This window comes from Modestobacter sp. NPDC049651 (assembly GCF_040659695.1).
Taxonomy (GTDB): domain Bacteria; phylum Actinomycetota; class Actinomycetes; order Mycobacteriales; family Geodermatophilaceae; genus Modestobacter.
In genome coordinates, this window is record NZ_JBFAOG010000009.1 from 32892 (window position 1) to 47908 (window position 15017).

Sequence of the window (15017 nt, forward strand, 5' to 3'; positions counted from 1 at the left end):
CCGACTGACCTGAGGTGACCACCGGAGTCCCCGCCGCACCGGCGCGGGCCGTGCCCGCGACCAGCGGCCCCACGGCCGGCCCCGGCCTGCGGCGTTCCGTCCTGCGCGGGCTCACCGCCGCACTGGTCACCGTTGCCGTGGGCCTCCTCCCGGGCACCGCCGGCCAGGCCGGCCTCGGGCTCGCCACCTTCGGCACGGTCGTCTGGACGACCGTCTGGCTGCTCCGCGCCGCGCCGCGCAGCGCCCACCCGCGCGCCTGGTGGTGGTTCGCCGCCACCGTGGGCCTCGGCGGCGCCGGTGCCGCGGTCGCGACCTCGGTCGTGCCGATGGGCGAGGCCGCGCTGGGCGCCGTCCCCGGCCAGCTGCTGGTGACCATCGCCATCGCGAACCTCATCGACCGGCGCGCGCTGCGGGGCGCCCGGGGCCAGCTCGGCTCGCGGCTGATGCTGTTCGTCCTCGCCGACCTGCTCACCGCGCACACCGCCTTCCTGCTGACCTTCGGCGTCCGCGGGCCGCTGACCATGACCCAGACCGTGTCGCTGTTCGCGCTGCTGCTGGTCATGGCGCTGGGCAACGGGATGTCGCTGGTGCTCGTCTCGGTCACCCCGCCCGACCGGCGCGGCCCCGCCTGGCTGGTGTTCACCTCCCAGTGGGTCACCGCCGTCGCCGCCACCGCGTCGGCCGTCAGCACCGGCCCGGGCCCCGGCCAGGCGGTCGCCTGCGCGTGCAGCGTGCTGGGGATGAGCCTGCTGGTCACCGCGTGCCGGGCCGACGTCGCCCGGCCGGACCCCGGCCGGGTGGAGCCGGGCGCCGGCTCCGCGCTCGGCGCGCTGCTGCCGCACGGGATCGCCCTGCTCGGCGGCTCGCTGCTGCTGGTCAGCGGCAAGGTGCTCGGGTCCCTCACCTACTTCGGGACGACGCTCGGCGTGCTCGGGCTGACCACGCTGTTCGCCCACCAGGTGGTGTCCTGGCGGGCGCAGCGGAAGCTGACCGCCGACCTGCGCCGCAGCGAGGCCTGGTTCCGCACGCTGGTGCGCGGCAGCGCGGACCCGGTCGTCATCCTCGACGAGCAGCTGCGGATCACCTGGTCCTCGCCGGCCACCCAGGAGCTGCTCGGCTTCGACGCGGACCGCTCGGTCGGCGTCGCGATCGCCGACCTGGTCCACCCGGACGACGCCGCCGAGCTGGTCACCGGGCTGTCCGCGCCGCAGGCGCCGGACGCCCCGGGGACCAAGACCCGCACGGCCCGCGTGCAGCACGCCGACGGCCGCTGGCGGCTCATCCAGGCCCGGGTGCGCGACCTGCGCACCGACCCCGACGTGGGCGCGCTGGTGCTGTACTGCCGCGACGTCAGCCGGGCCGACCGGCAGCCGGCCGCCGAGGGCGAGCTCACCCCGCTGCCCACCACCGACCACGAGACCGGGCTGCCCAACCGCTCGGCGCTCACCCAGCGCATCGGCGCCACGCTGCGCGACGCCGACGCCTCCAGCGGGCTGGTCGTCCTCGGCGTCGACGGGCTGCCCGCCGACGGCGACCGGACCGTGCTCCGGGAGCTCACCACCCGCTTCGCCCGGGCCCTGCGCGGCGACGACTGGCTGGCCCGGGCCGGTGCGGCCGAGTTCGCGGTGCTGGTCGACGGCAGCGTCGCCGACGCCGAGACCGTCGCCGCCCGGCTGGTCGCCGCGGTCGGCCCGGTGACCACCCCCGGCGGGACCGTGCGGCTCACCGCCGCCGCCGGTGTCGCCACCCTCTTCCCCGGCTTCAACGCCGGCGAGGCCCTGCGCCGTGGCGACCTCGCGCTGCGCAGCGCCCGCGCCGCCGGTCCCGGCCGGGTGCGCCGGCACTCCGACGCGCTGCGCCTGGCGCAGGACCGCGAGGAGGCCCTGCGCGCCGACCTCGAGCACGCCCTGGAGCTCGACCAGCTGCACCTCGTCTACCAGCCGGTGGTCGACCTCGCGCTGCACCGCACCGTCTCGGTCGAGGCGCTGCTGCGCTGGCGGCACCCCGTCTACGGCGAGGTGTCCCCGGCGGAGTTCGTGCCGCTGGCCGAGGAGTCGGCGCTCATCACCGACATCGGCCGCTGGGTGCTGCGCACGGCCACCGCGACGGCCGTGGCCCTGCCCGCCGCCGACCTCGGCGTCGCGGTCAACGTCTCCGCGCGGCACGTCCGCAGCGGTGAGCTGGTGCCCGACGTCCTGGCCGCGCTGGCGGCCAGCGGGCTGCCCGCCGACCGGCTGATCCTGGAGATCACCGAGTCGGTCCTGCTGGACACCGGCCAGGTCGCCGAGGAGCTCGGCGCGCTGCGCCGGCTGGGTGTGCGGATCGCCGTCGACGACTTCGGCACCGGCTGGTCGTCGCTGGCCTACCTGGTCGGGCTGCCCATCGACCTGCTCAAGATGGACCGGCAGTTCCTCGCCGACGTCGAGACCCACCCGCAGCGCCGCGCGCTGTGCGAGTCGGTGCTGCACCTGGGCACCAGCCTGGGTCTGGCCGTCGTCGTCGAGGGCGTCGAGACCCCCGGCGAGCTGCGGCTGCTGCGCGACATGGGCCACCGGTTCATCCAGGGGTTCCTGCTCTCCCGGCCGCTGGACGCGGCCACCCTCGCCGCCCGGCTCCCGGCCATCGGCGACGACCCCGCCGCCGTCGCGCCGGACGTCGTCCCCGGGGCCCGGTCGTGACCGCGCGGCCGCACCTGCGGGCCGACCGGCTGGTGCTCGCCGTCGTGGCGGTGCTCACCGCGCTCTGCGTGCCGGTGAGCCCGCACGGCGCGGTGCCGCAGTGGGACGACCTGGTCCTCGGCCTCTACAGCGGGCTGGCCGCGGTGCTCGTCGTCCGCCGCACCCGGCGGCTCGAGGCCGGCGCCCGCGGCCCGTGGTGGGCGCTCGCGGTCGCCGCCGGGCTGTTCTGCGTGGCCTGCCTGACCACCAGCCTCACCCCTGGCGCGTTCGGCGCGGCCAGCCCCGGCGACCTGGTGCTGGCGGTCGCCGCGCTCTGCCCCCTGGTGGCCTGCGGGTTGCTGGCCCGTCGGGTGCGCGGCAGCCACTGGCCGGCGCTGGTGCTCGACGGCCTGGCCGTCACGGTCGCCCTGCTGGTCGTCACCCACACCTTGCTCGTGGGGCCGGCGGTCCGTTCCGGCGGCGTGCCGGCGGACCTGCGCCCGGTCGTCATCGGGTACGGCACCTACACCGCGGTCGCCGTGGGCCTCGCCGCGGCGCTGTGCACCGTCTCCGCCCGGGCCCTGCGCCGCGCCGCCACCGCGACGCTGGCCGCCACCGGCTTCATCGGCGTCGCCGCCGCCGCGATGGCCGCGCACGTCCTGCACTCGGCCGACGCCTGGCAGCTGCTCATCGACCTGGCCACCCTGCTCGCCCTCCACCACGGGGTCCGCGCGGTCGCCGAGGCCCCGCCCGGCCCGCTCGGCGCGCGCCGGGCGGACACCGAGCCCGTCGTCAGCGTCACCGGCCTGGCGATCACGGTCGGCTCGCTGGTCGGGCTGCCGGTCACCGTCGTCGCCCACCTGCTGCTCGGCCGGACGCCGTCCGCGCTGGAGACGGCCGGCTGCGCCGCCGTCGTCGTCCTGCTGCTGGCCCGCAGCGCGCTGCGGATCCGCGACTCCGGCCGGATGAGCGCGGACCTGCTGCGCAGCGAGGAGGACTTCCGCGGGCTGGTGGAGAGCAGCTCGGACGGCGTCGCGATCGTGGACGCCGACCTGCGCCTGCTGTTCACCTCCCCCGCCGCCCGCACCCTGCTGGGGCTGCCCACGGCCGGCGCGCACCGGTCGCTGCTGGACCTGGTGCCCACCGAGGACCGCGCCCGGGTGGAGCGCGAGCTCACCGAGGCCGTCGGCGAGGCCACCCCCGCGCTGCACCTGCGGGTGCTGCCGCCGGCCGGCGAGCCCCGCGACCTCGAGGTCACCCACCACGAGCGCCCCGGCAGCGGCCGGCGGGTGCTGCACCTGCGCGACGTTACCACCCGCCGCCGCCGCGAGCGCGAGCTCGAGCGGATGGCGTACACCGACCACCTCACCGGGCTGCCCAACCGGGCGATGCTGTTCCAGGAGCTGGCCGTCCCCGCCCGCGGCGACCGGTGCCTGCTGGTGCTCGACCTCGACGGGTTCAAGGCGGTCAACGACACGGCCGGGCACGAGGCCGGCGACCTGCTGCTGGTCGAGGTCGCCCGCCGGCTGCAGGGCCTGGTCCGCGCCGAGGACCTGGTCGCCCGGCTGGGCGGCGACGAGTTCGCCGTGCTGGTCACCGGCGACGTGGACGAGGCGGTCGAGGCGGCGCAGCGGGTCGTCGAGTGGCTCGGCCGGCCCTACCGGGTCGGCGGGCGCACGTTCGTCGTCGGCGCCAGCGTCGGGCTCACCGGCGTCCGGCCCGGCGGCGGGCAGCTCGCCTTCCGCGAGGCCGACTCCGCGCTGCGCGCCGCCAAGCAGGCCGGCAAGGGCTGCTGGCGGGTGCACGACGGCGACCGGGCCGCGCTGGCCGCGACGTCGTCCGACGTGGCCGCCGCGCTGGCCGCCGGCGAGGTGCAGCTGCGCTACGACCTGGTCGCCGACGGCGCGTCCGGCACCGTCTACGGCGCGCACGCCAGCGCCGTGTGGGCGCACCCCCAGCTGGGGCTGCTCCCGCCCGCCGAGCTGTGGGCCGCCGCGGAGCGGCAGGGCCGCGGTGCGGAGCTGCAGCAGTGGTACCTGCGGCAGGCCTGCGCCGAGATCGCGGCGATCGACGACCAGGCGACCGTCGGGGTCGACCTCCCCGCCGGGCAGGTGCACGCCGACGAGCTCCCCGGCGAGGTCACCGCTGCGTTGGCCGGCGCCGGCATGGCGCCCCGCCGGCTCGCCCTGTGCTTCAGCGAGGAGGTGCTGCAGACCTCCTCGGCCGCGTTCGTCCCCGCGCTGCACGTCATCCGCGAGGCCGGTGTGCACCTGTGCCTCACCGACTACGGCATGGGCTCGACGCTCTGGTCGCACCTGGCGCGGCTGCCGCTGGACACCGTGCGCATCGACGTCCGCGAGCTGGCCGCCCCCGGCGACCTCGAGCGCCAGCTCAAGGTGCTCGCCGCGATCGAGGCCAGCGCCGCCGCGTTCGACGTCTGGCCCGTGGCCAGCGAGGTGGCCGACGCCGACCTGTACGCGGCCATCCGGGCGCGCGGCGACATGGCCGTGCAGGGGCCGGTGCTGCCCACCGGGCTGACCGCCGGCGGGGTCGCCGCCGCGCTGCGCCACCCCTCGCGGATGGCGATGACCGTGCCGACACCGTCGATCGGCGGATGACCTCGCCGTGGCGGTGCTCGATACTGGGCCGGTGCCCGGTCCGTCGCTGTCGTTCCTCGGCCACTCGACCGTCCGGGTCGAGCTGGGCGGGCGGACCGTGCTCAGCGACCCGCTGCTGACCGGCGGCCTGGGCCCCCTGCGCCGGGTCGTGCCCACCCCGCCCGCCGCGGCGTGGGCCGGCGTCGACCTGGTGCTCGTCTCCCACCTGCACGGCGACCACCTGCACCTGCCGTCGCTGCGGCTGCTCGGCCCCGACGTCCCGGTCGTGGTGCCGCGCGGCGCCGGCCGGTGGCTGACCGGCAAGGGCCTGCCCGACGTCACCGAGCTCGCGCCCGGGGAGACGGTCACCGTCGGCGGGCTCACCGTCACCGGGGTGCCGGCCGTGCACAGCGGCCACCGCTGGGGACCGCGCTCCACCTCCGGCCCCGACGCCCGGGCGATGGGCCACCTGCTGCGCGCGGAGGGCTGCACCGTCTACCTGGCCGGTGACACCGACCTGTTCCCCGGCATGGCCGCGCTCGGCGACGACGGCATCGACGTCGCCGCGCTGCCGGTGTGGGGCTGGGGGCTGTCCCTCGGCCCGGGACACCTCGACCCGGCCCGCGCCGCGGAGGCCGTGCGGCTGCTGCGGCCGCGGATCGCCGTCCCGGTGCACTGGGGCACGCTGGCCCCCGCCGGCCTGACCACGCTGCCCAACCCCTGGCGGGCGCGGATGCGCGGCCGGCTCACCCTGCCGCCGCGGGAGTTCGCCACGGCCGTCGCCGCCGGCGGCTCGGCCACCACCGTCGCCGTCACCCGCCCCGGCAGCGCCGTCGACCTCTCCCCGCTCACCGGGTCCGCCCGGTGAGCGCGCTCGCGATCAGCTGGACCGACCCCAGCCACCTCGGCTACCCCGTGCTGTTCGGCGGCGTGCTGCTCGGCTCGATCGTGCCCGTGGTGCCCACCGGCGCCGTGGTCGGCGCGGCCGCCGCGGTGGCCACCAGCTCCGGTCAGCTGTCGCTGCCGGTGGTGCTGCTGCTGTCGACGCTGGGCGCGTTCACCGGCGACGTCATCACCTTCGCCATCTGCCGGTTCGGCGGCCCCAGCGCCGTCGGCTGGGTGGCCCGCGGCCAGCACGCCGACCGGCTCGAGGAGGTGCGAGGGCAGTTCCGGGCGCACGGCTGGCAGATCATCGTCGTCGGCCGGCTGCTGCCCGCGGGGCGGATCCCGGTGCTGCTGGCCGCCGGGGCGCTCGCCTACCCGTGGCGGCGGCTGCTGCCGGCCTCGCTGGCGGCGGGTGCGGTGTGGGCGGGGGCGTACGCGCTGCTCGGCGTGGTCAGCGGCGGCATCTTCGACTCCCCGCTCATCGCCACCCTGCTCGCCACGGTGCTGGTGCTGCTGGTCGGCGTGCTGCTCAACGTCGTCACCGCCGCGCGCAAGAAGCGCCGCCGCACGGTTGCCGGCGGACGACCACCCTCCGACCCGCTTTCGGCGCCGAAAGCGGACCCGGTTCCGGCGCCGAAAGCGGGGCCGGGGACGGCGGACGACGTCGCGCCGGCGACGCGGTGCGAGCAGGCATGACCGAGGTCCCCACCCCCGGTCGGCTGCTGCGGACCGGCCGCACCGCCGCGCGCCTGGTGCTCATCTGGGGCGCCGCCACCGGCGCGCTCATCGGGCTGGACGACTGGCTGTCCGGCTTCGCCATGCCGCAGTGGTGGCAGCCGCCGGTGGCCGCGCTGCTGCTCGGCGTGCTCACCACCGTGGTCTGGCCGCTGGTGGTGCGGATCGCGCTGCCGGTCGCCTTCTTCACCCTGGGCGTGGGCAGCTTCCTGCTGCTCGGCGCCGGGGTGCTCGGCATCTTCTACGCCATCCCCGGCGTGCAGGTGCACTCGTTCAAGACCTCGGTCGTCGTCGCGGTGGGCATGGCGGCCGTCGCCGGCCTGATCACCAGCGCGCTGTCGATCAACGAGGACGAGCTGTTCCTCCGCCGGGCCGGCCGCCGCCGCCGGATGCCGGACATGGCCGACGCCCCGCCCGGGGTGGTGTTCCTGCAGATCGACGGGCTCGGCCACGCCGTCGCGCAGCGCGCCGTCCGCGACGGGTCGATGCCCACCCTCGCCGCCTGGCTGCGCGGGCGCGACCACGTGCTGCGCTCCTGGCACACCGACTGGAGCTCGCAGACCGGCGCCAGCCAGTGCGGGATCCTGCACGGCTCCAACCACGACATCGTCGGGTTCCGCTGGTACGAGAAGGAGTCCGACCGGGTGCTGGCGGTCTCGCACCCCGAGGACGCCGCCGAGGTCGAGCGCCGGCACTCCGACGGGCGCGGCCTGCTCGCCCCGGACGGCGCGGGCCGGGGCAACCTGTTCACCGGCGACGCCCGGCACGTGTCGCTGACCATGAGCTCGCTGGCGGTCGTCGTCGGCAGGGGCTCCCGCCGCGCCCGGCGGCACCGCGACCGGGTCGGCGCCGGCTACTACGCGTACTTCGCCAACCCGGCGAACCTGGTGCGCACGCTCGGGGTCTCGCTGGCCGACGTGTGGCGCGAGCTGACGGCGGCGGCGGCGCAGCGGCGGGCCGACGTCCGGCCGCGGATCAAGCGCGGCGGGCTGTACCCGCTGGCCCGGCCGGCGACCACGGTCATCACCCGCGACGTGGTGGTCAACGCGATCGTCGAGGACATGATGGCCGGCCGCCCGGTCGTCTACGCCGACTTCGTCGGGTACGACGAGGTCTCCCACCACTCCGGCATCGAGCGGTTCGACACCCTCGAGGTGCTGCGCAGCATCGACCAGCAGATCGGCCGGCTCGCGCGGGCCGGCCGGCTGGCGCCGCGCCGCTACGAGTTCGTCTGCCTGTCCGACCACGGCCAGACCCAGGGCCAGCCGTTCAGCGACCGGTTCGGCGAGACGGTCGAGCAGCTGGTCGGCCGGCTCTGCGGCGGCCCCGGCTCTCCGCCGAAGCGGCACCCGCGGCCGGGCCGGCCGGCGGCGGAGGGCTGGCAGCTGGCCAGCGCGCTGGCCGAGGCGACGTCCGGCGGCGGGCTGATCGCCCGGCGGCTGCGCAGCCGGGTCGAGGCCACCGGCAAGGTGGAGCCGGCCACCCCGGCCGGCGAGCACGGCGCGGTCACCCGGGTCGCGCCGGGCGTGGTGGTCACCGTCTCCGGCCACACGGCGATGGTGTCGTTCACCGACCACCCGGGCCGGGTGCCGCTGGAGACGATCGAGCGGCACTTCCCCGAGCTGCTGCCCACGCTGGTCGACCACCCCGGCATCGGCTTCCTGCTGGTGCACAGCACCGAGTTCGGGCCGGTCGTGCTGGGCCGCGACGGCCTGCACCGGCTGCGCACCGGCATGGTCATCGGCGAGGACCCGCTGGCGCCGTACGGCCCGCACGCGGCCGGTCTGGTGCTCCGGACGTCGGGGTTCCCGCACTGCCCTGACGTCGTCGTCAACAGCCGGTACGACCCGGAGACCGACGAGTCGTCGGCGTTCGAGACGCACGTCGGCTCGCACGGCGGGCTCGGCGGCCCCCAGCAGCACGGCTTCCTGCTCGCGCCCCGGTCGTGGGCCGACCCCGGCGAGGTCGTCGGGGCCGAGCACCTGCACCGGGTGCTGCGCGGCTGGCTCACCGACCTCGGCCACCCCGAGCCGGTCGCGGACGCCGTCCCCTCCCCCGCCGCGCCCTCCCCCGCCGCGCCCTCCCCCGCCGCGCCCGGCGACGACGCCCCGGTGCCCGCCCGGACCTGACGCCGGACCGTCCGGCGCAGCGCCGTCCGGGCCGCGGTGCCCCCCGGGTGTTGCGCCGCCCTGGGCCCCCGGTCACGCTGGGGAAGCGCGCGCGTGAAGTTCGTGTGAACGGCGTCCCGTCGGCGTGCAGGGGGTGGTCCGCGTGCCCGACAGTGGGGCGATGCGACCTGATGCCCGCGCATGGTTCGAGCACCGCACCACGTCGGCCACCTCGCTGGCCGAGATCGACGTCGACGCCCTCCTGCTGGCCAAGCGCCGCGGCGCACACCGGGTGAGCGTCGTCCTCCCCGCGCGCGACGAGGAGGCCACCGTCGGCGTCCTGGTGCGAGATCTCGTCGGCCGCTGGGTCGAGGGCACCCCGCTGGTCGACGAGCTGGTCGTCATCGACTCCGACTCCACCGACGCGACCGCCGCGGTCGCCCGGGCCGCCGGCGCCGAGGTGGTGGCCGCGGCCGACGTGCTGCCCTGCCACGGCAACCGGCCGGGCAAGGGCGAGGCGCTGTGGAAGGGCCTGGCGGCCACCACCGGCGACCTCGTCGTCTTCATGGACTCCGACCTGCTCGGCGACGTCTCCCACTACGTGCCCGGGCTGCTGGGCCCGCTGCTGACCGAGCCGCGGGTCGACTACGTGAAGGGCTGCTACACCCGGCCGCTCACCCTCGACGGCGAGCACCGCCCGGCCGGCGGCGGCCGGGTCACCGAGCTGACCGCCCGCCCGCTGCTCAACGCGCTGTGGCCGGAGCTCGCCGGCTTCGTGCAGCCGCTGGGCGGCGAGTACGCCGGCCGCCGGGCGGCGCTGGAGCAGGTGCCGTTCGTGTCCAGCTACGGCGTCGAGGTCGGCCTGCTCATCGACCTGCTGCAGGTGTGCGGGCTGCCCGGCCTCGCCCAGGTCGACCTCGGCACCCGCACGCACTCGCACCAGACCGACGAGGCGCTGGGGAGGATGGCCGGCCAGATCGTCAACACGCTGCTGTCCCGCGCGGAGCGGGGGCGGCACGGCCGCCGGCTGGAGCCGGGCGGGCTGCTCACCCAGTTCAGCCACGACGGCAGCGCCTTCGTCCCGACCAGCACGCCGGTGGCGATCGACCAGCGGCCGCCGATGGCGACCGTGCCGGAGTACGCCGATCGGCACGCCGCCGTCACCGGCTGACGCACCCTGGGTGGAGTCCCAGTGCATCGTCTTCCGAGCGCTGGGACTCCACCTCGGCCGTCAGCGCGGCGTCAGCGCTGGATCAGCCGGCCCACCCACACTCCCCGCGGACACCGCCGCTGCTGAGGGAGAACCGTGCTGTACCTGGTCGCCGGACTGCTCGCGATCGCCGCCGCCACCACCTTCGCCGACCGGCTGGGCGTCGCGGCGCCGCTGCTGCTCGTGCTGCTCGGCACCGGGGCGAGCCTGCTGCCCTGGACGCCGGACGTCGAGGTGGAGCCGGAGTGGATCCTGACCGGCGTCCTGCCGCCGCTGCTGTACTCGGCGTCGGCGGCCCTGCCGGCGATGGACTTCCGCCGCGAGTTCGGCACCATCCGCGGCCTGTCGGTGGTGCTCGTCGTGGTCAGCTCGCTGGTGCTGGGGCTGTTCCTCTCCTGGGCGCTGGACGTCGGCCTGGCCTGGGGCGTCGCGCTGGGTGCCGTGGTCAGCCCCACCGACGCCGTCGCCACCTCGATCGTGAAGCGGCTGGGCGTGTCACCGCGCGCGGTGACCATGCTCGAGGGCGAGAGCCTGCTCAACGACGCCACCGCCCTGGTGCTGCTGCGCGCGGCGATCGCCGGCACCGCCGCGTCGGTGTCGCTGTGGGGCGTGGCCGGCCGGTTCGCCTACGCGGTCGCGGTGGCCGTGGTGCTCGGCGCGGTGGTCGGCCGGCTCGGCCTGCTGGTGCGCGCCCGGGTCGGCGACGTCACGGTGAGCACGGTCCTGTCGTTCACCGTGCCGTTCCTCGCCGCCGTCCCCGCTGACGAGCTCGGCGCGTCCGGGCTGGTCGCCGCGGTGGTCGCCGGCCTGGTCACCGGCCGCGGCGCCGCCCGGGTGCTGCCGCCGCGGCACCGGCTGTCGGACGCGCAGAACTGGCGCACCGTGGAGCTGGTGCTCGAGGGCGCGGTCTTCCTGGTCATGGGCCTGGAGCTGGCCGGGGTGGTGGACGACGTCCGCGCCGACCACGCCGGCACCGGCACCGCGCTGGTCGTCGCCGCCGGGGCGCTGGCGCTGACCGTCGCCGTCCGGGCCTGCTACGTCGGGCTGCTGCTGGCCGGGTTGCAGGGGCGCACCCGGCGCGGCGCGGCGATGCGCCCGCGGCTCACCGCGATGCGGCAGCGCATCGACGCCGGGCAGGGCCCCTACACCGGCCGCCGCGCCCGCCGCCGGCAGCGGCCCCGGGACCTGGTGCGGATCCGGGAGCGCATCGACCGCGGCCTGGCCGACATCGAGCACTTCCTCGCCCAGCCGCTGAGCTGGCGGGAGGGCTCGGTGGTGGTGTGGGCCGGCATGCGCGGCGCGGTCACCCTGGCGGCGGCGCAGACCCTGCCGGCCGACGCGCCCGACCGGTCCTCGCTGGTGTTCATCGCCTTCCTGGTGGCCGCCGGCTCGCTGCTGCTGCAGGGCGGCACGCTGCCGTGGGTGGTCCGGCTGGTGCGCCCGGCCCGGGCCGCGGAGCCGGACGGCGCCGAGCGGGACGCCGTCCTCGCCCTGCTGGCCGACGCCGCCGCCCGCGTGCCCGCCCCGGCGTCCGGTGACCGGCCGGCCGTGGTGGCGCACCGGCTGGCGGTGATCGCCGCCCAGCGGGACGCGCTGCTCGACGCCCGGGACGACGGCGCGTTCAGCGCCGGGGCGCTCACCGCCGCGCTGACCACGCTGGACGCCGACCAGCTCAGCATCGAGCTCCGCGCCACCCCGGTCGGAGTGGATTCGTCACGGTGACGCCGACGGATCCACTCCACCTCACGCGAGGGGGGTGTCGTCGAGGGCCTCCGCCAGGTCGCCCGGCGTGTCGTAGACGGCGATCGCGCCGGCCCCGGTGAGCTCGTCGTCGCCGAACCCGCCGGAGCGGACGGCGATCGCCGGCATGCCCGCCTTCTTCGCCGCCTCGACGTCCCAGACCGAGTCACCGATCATCACGCTGCTGTCGTCGGGACCAGCACCGAGCTTCGTGAGCGCCACCTGCAGCAGGTCCGGCGCGGGCTTGGTCGCCTCGGCGTCCTCGCTGGAGGTGATGGCGTCGGCGATCTCCCGGGCGTCGAGCAGGTCGACGGCGAAGTCGACGTGCCGCGGCTGCCCGGAGCTGGCCAGCACCAGCCGGTGCCCGCGGTCCTTGATCGCCAGCAGCAGGTCGCGGGCGCCGGGCAGCGGCGCCATCTCGTCGAGCAGCGCGTCGACCTCCTCGCCCTGGCGCTTGCGGGCCTCCTCGCCGATCCGCTCCTCCAGCTCGTCGCCGCCGAGCTCCTGGATGACGTTGTCCCCGCCCATGCCGATCAGCCGGTGCAGCCGCCAGATCGGGAACGTCTCGCCCATCGCGCGGAGCGCGCGGTACCAGGCCAGGGCGTGCTGGTAGTTCGAGTCGATCAAGGTGCCGTCGACGTCCAGGACGGCGATCGTGGGTTCGGCCATGCCGCAGGTGCTGCCCACCCCGGCACCGCGCCAACCGGGTGCCTGCGCCGGGCGGCCCGGTGCGGCAGCATCGCGGTCGTGACCTCCGCACCTCCCACCGCCGCGACCGAGACGACCGCCTGCCCCGGCTGCGGCGCCGTGCTGGTCGTGGTGCCGGGCCTCGACCCGCGCCACCCCGGCGCGTCGGCCGGCTGCGCGGCGCTGTTCGACGTCACCGTGCACGGCCTGCGCGACGAGGCCGGCCAGCACGCGCCGACCGCCGCGCTGCTCCGGCTCGCCACCGACGCCTACGACGCCCAGCACCTGGCGGACGGCGACCCGGCCGCCCCCGTCGTCCGGCTGTGCCTGGCGCTGGAGCACGGGCAGGACCCGCTGCGGGTCACGGACCTCGCGCTCGCGGCCCCGCGCGGGCTGACGCCCCCCTGGCGCTGGACGACGACGCTCGCCGACGTCGCCGCCGACCTGGACGTCGTCGACCTGGCCACGCTGCTGCGCTCCTGGGCGGACGCGGTGTGGGCTGACTGGGCGCCGGTCGCGGCCCCGGTGCGCGCGGCGGCGGTCACGGCCCTCCGCGGTTGAGCTCAAGGATTCACGCAACGCACGGTAGTAAGGTCTATGACCGTGAGTGAGGCGGCGGGGGGCCGCCGGGAGCTGCGCAAGGCGCAGACCCGGGCCGAGATCAGGACGGCCGCCCAACGGCTGTTCGCCGAGCGCGGTTTCGACGGCGTGACCAGCGCGGACGTCGCCGCGGCGGCCGGGGTGGCGGTGCAGACCGTCTTCAACCACTTCGGGTCGAAGGAGGATCTCTTCTTCGACGGGCGGACCCCGTGGGTGGAGGGCCTGGCCGACTCGGTCATCAGCCGGGCGCCCGGCAGCGATCCGCTGACCGCGCTGCGGGAGTACCTCACCGCCGACATCGAGGGCCTGTTCGACCAGGAGTCCCGGGGCGAGAACCGCAGCTACATCGAGGTGCTCGACCGCTCCCCCGCCCTGCAGGCCCGCGAGCGCGCGCTGGTCGACGTCGCCGCGCAGCGGCTGTCCGCTGCGCTCATCGACGCCATCCCCGCCGACAACTACGCCGGGGCCGCGCAGCGCGCCGACCCCGTGCGCACCGAGGTGCTCGGCCACCTCGGTGCCGCGCTGTTCCTGGTCGCGGGCCGGGTGCTGGTGCTCGAGCACCGGCGGGTCGTGCTCGACCCGGCGCTGGACGACGCGGCACGGACGTCGGTGCGCGAGGTGACCACCGCCGCGCTCGGGATGATCGAGGACTCGCTGCGGTCCCTCGCCCGGCGGCAGTTCGGCGCGCCGGGCACGACCGGCTGAGGCGCGCGGGGAAGCACGGCCCCCGCGGGGCCGGTCAGCCCGCGACGCCCGCCGTCTCGGGCTCGATGATCGGCAGCAGCGCGTCGCCGACGAGCGCGTCGACCTGCGCCGTGGTCATCGGGGTGGGCTGGAAGCCGGTGTAGCGCTGCCACCACAGGGCCTGCACGACCGACGTCAGCAGGGCCACCCGCTGGGCGGTGAGCTCGTGGCCGCGCTCGGACTCCCGGTCGGCCAGCTGGCGGACCACCGCGGCCAGCGGCCGCACCAGCGAGTCGTCGAGGCCCGCACGCAGCTCCTCGTCGTGCCGCGCGGCGCCGACCAGGCTGGCAGCGGCCCGCTCGGCGCGCTCCAGCGGGCGGGTCCACGGCGTCAGCAGCGCGCACAGGTCACCGCGCAGCGAGCCGGTGTCGGCGGGCAGCTGCACCAGGGTGAACCGGCTCAGCGCGTGCCGGGCGAGCGCCGACATCGTGGGCCAGCGGCGGTAGATGCCCGCCTTGCCGGCCCGGGCGCGCGCGGCGATCCGGTCGCTGTTGAGGCGGCCCCACCCCTCGTCCGCCAGGATGTCGACCGCCACGGACACCAGCTGGTCGGACAGCTCCGTGGACAGCGGGCGGCCCGGGGGCCGGGTCCCGGCAGGGCGCGCAGGGAGGTCCGTCGTCGTCACCGTGCAATCGTGCCCAAGAGAGTGGAGTGATTACAACCATCATCGTCGTCACGGGTGAATTCACAGGGTGGCCTGGATCACTCCACCCTCACCCGTCACGCGCCGGCGGCGGGCTCCACGTGCGCCTGGAGGGTCGCCCCGTCCTCGGAGACCCAGCCGCGGGAACGCGCGAACCCGACCATGCCGTCCCACTGGGCGGCCCAGTCCGGCGCGGTCGCCCCCGCCTCCGCGGCGGCGCGCAGCGCGGCGGCGTCCAGCCACGCCGCCCCGTCGTCCAGCCGGCCCAGGCCCGCGGACCGCAGCGCCTGGTCGGCCTCCTCGTCGGTGACCGCACCGACGGCCACGTGCAGCCGCTTGAGGTCGTCCACGTCGACCACCCGCACCTCCGGCACCTCGTCGGTCCCGGTGATCACCTCGACGATCACGTCA

Annotated in this window: 12 protein-coding genes; 9 read left to right on the plus strand and 3 right to left on the minus strand. The window is 76.7% G+C overall.

The window, feature by feature from the left end:
- Positions 1 to 14 precede the first annotated feature (14 nt).
- From AB0J00_RS13820 to AB0J00_RS13850, 7 genes are all read left to right on the plus strand, one after another.
- Positions 15 to 2678, plus strand: a complete 2664-nt coding sequence (locus AB0J00_RS13820; RefSeq protein WP_357745259.1) for an EAL domain-containing protein — start codon at positions 15 to 17, stop codon at positions 2676 to 2678.
- Entirely contained in the window at positions 2675 to 5275 is a 2601-nt protein-coding gene (locus tag AB0J00_RS13825) for a diguanylate cyclase (protein ID WP_357745262.1), read from the plus strand. Before AB0J00_RS13820 ends, AB0J00_RS13825 begins: the two co-directional genes overlap by 4 nt.
- Before the next feature lie 31 nt (positions 5276 to 5306).
- A complete protein-coding gene (locus AB0J00_RS13830; protein WP_357745265.1) occupies positions 5307 to 6122 on the plus strand; it encodes an MBL fold metallo-hydrolase in 816 nt (271 codons plus the stop codon).
- On the plus strand, positions 6119 to 6835 hold the full coding sequence (locus AB0J00_RS13835; protein WP_357745268.1) for a VTT domain-containing protein: 717 nt from the start codon (positions 6119 to 6121) through the stop codon (positions 6833 to 6835). The genes AB0J00_RS13830 and AB0J00_RS13835 overlap by 4 nt, the downstream gene beginning before the upstream one ends.
- Positions 6832 to 9003: a phage holin family protein gene (locus tag AB0J00_RS13840; RefSeq protein WP_357745270.1), complete on the plus strand. Its 2172-nt coding sequence runs from the start codon at positions 6832 to 6834 to the stop codon at positions 9001 to 9003. The genes AB0J00_RS13835 and AB0J00_RS13840 overlap by 4 nt, the downstream gene beginning before the upstream one ends.
- 160 nt (positions 9004 to 9163) lie before the next feature.
- Positions 9164 to 10153: a glucosyl-3-phosphoglycerate synthase gene (locus tag AB0J00_RS13845; protein ID WP_357745273.1), complete on the plus strand. Its 990-nt coding sequence runs from the start codon at positions 9164 to 9166 to the stop codon at positions 10151 to 10153.
- Positions 10154 to 10288: 135 nt separating this feature from the next.
- A complete protein-coding gene (locus AB0J00_RS13850; RefSeq protein ID WP_357745275.1) occupies positions 10289 to 11914 on the plus strand; it encodes a cation:proton antiporter in 1626 nt (541 codons plus the stop codon).
- A 21-nt stretch (positions 11915 to 11935) separates the two neighbouring features.
- On the opposite strand, the gene AB0J00_RS13855 is transcribed toward AB0J00_RS13850, so the two are convergent.
- The gene (locus AB0J00_RS13855; RefSeq protein ID WP_357745278.1) at positions 11936 to 12601 is read right to left on the minus strand and encodes an HAD family hydrolase; all 666 of its coding nucleotides are present in this window, start codon (positions 12599 to 12601) and stop codon (positions 11936 to 11938) included.
- Between the two features lie 78 nt (positions 12602 to 12679).
- On the opposite strand from AB0J00_RS13855, the gene AB0J00_RS13860 reads away from it, so the two are divergent.
- Together AB0J00_RS13860 and AB0J00_RS13865 are read left to right on the plus strand one after the other, a co-directional pair.
- Complete coding sequence (locus tag AB0J00_RS13860; protein ID WP_357745281.1) at positions 12680 to 13180, plus strand: DUF5946 family protein; 501 nt, start codon at positions 12680 to 12682, stop codon at positions 13178 to 13180.
- Between the two features lie 42 nt (positions 13181 to 13222).
- On the plus strand, positions 13223 to 13924 hold the full coding sequence (locus AB0J00_RS13865; RefSeq protein ID WP_357745284.1) for a TetR/AcrR family transcriptional regulator: 702 nt from the start codon (positions 13223 to 13225) through the stop codon (positions 13922 to 13924).
- Between the two features lie 34 nt (positions 13925 to 13958).
- On the opposite strand, the gene AB0J00_RS13870 is transcribed toward AB0J00_RS13865, so the two are convergent.
- Together AB0J00_RS13870 and AB0J00_RS13875 are read right to left on the minus strand one after the other, a co-directional pair.
- Positions 13959 to 14588, minus strand: coding sequence for a TetR-like C-terminal domain-containing protein (locus tag AB0J00_RS13870; protein ID WP_357745287.1), 630 nt, complete (start codon positions 14586 to 14588; stop codon positions 13959 to 13961).
- Positions 14589 to 14683: 95 nt separating this feature from the next.
- A complete protein-coding gene (locus AB0J00_RS13875; protein ID WP_357745290.1) occupies positions 14684 to 15013 on the minus strand; it encodes a hypothetical protein in 330 nt (109 codons plus the stop codon).
- Positions 15014 to 15017 lie beyond the last annotated feature (4 nt).

Excerpts from the sequence above, each read along its gene's own strand:
- AB0J00_RS13855 (WP_357745278.1), bottom strand. The coding sequence starts at position 12,601 with ATGGCCGAACCCACGATCGCCGTCCTGGACGTCGACGGCACCTTGATC.
- AB0J00_RS13840 (WP_357745270.1), top strand. The coding sequence starts at position 6,832 with ATGACCGAGGTCCCCACCCCCGGTCGGCTGCTGCGGACCGGCCGCACC.
- AB0J00_RS13845 (WP_357745273.1), top strand. The coding sequence starts at position 9,164 with ATGCGACCTGATGCCCGCGCATGGTTCGAGCACCGCACCACGTCGGCC.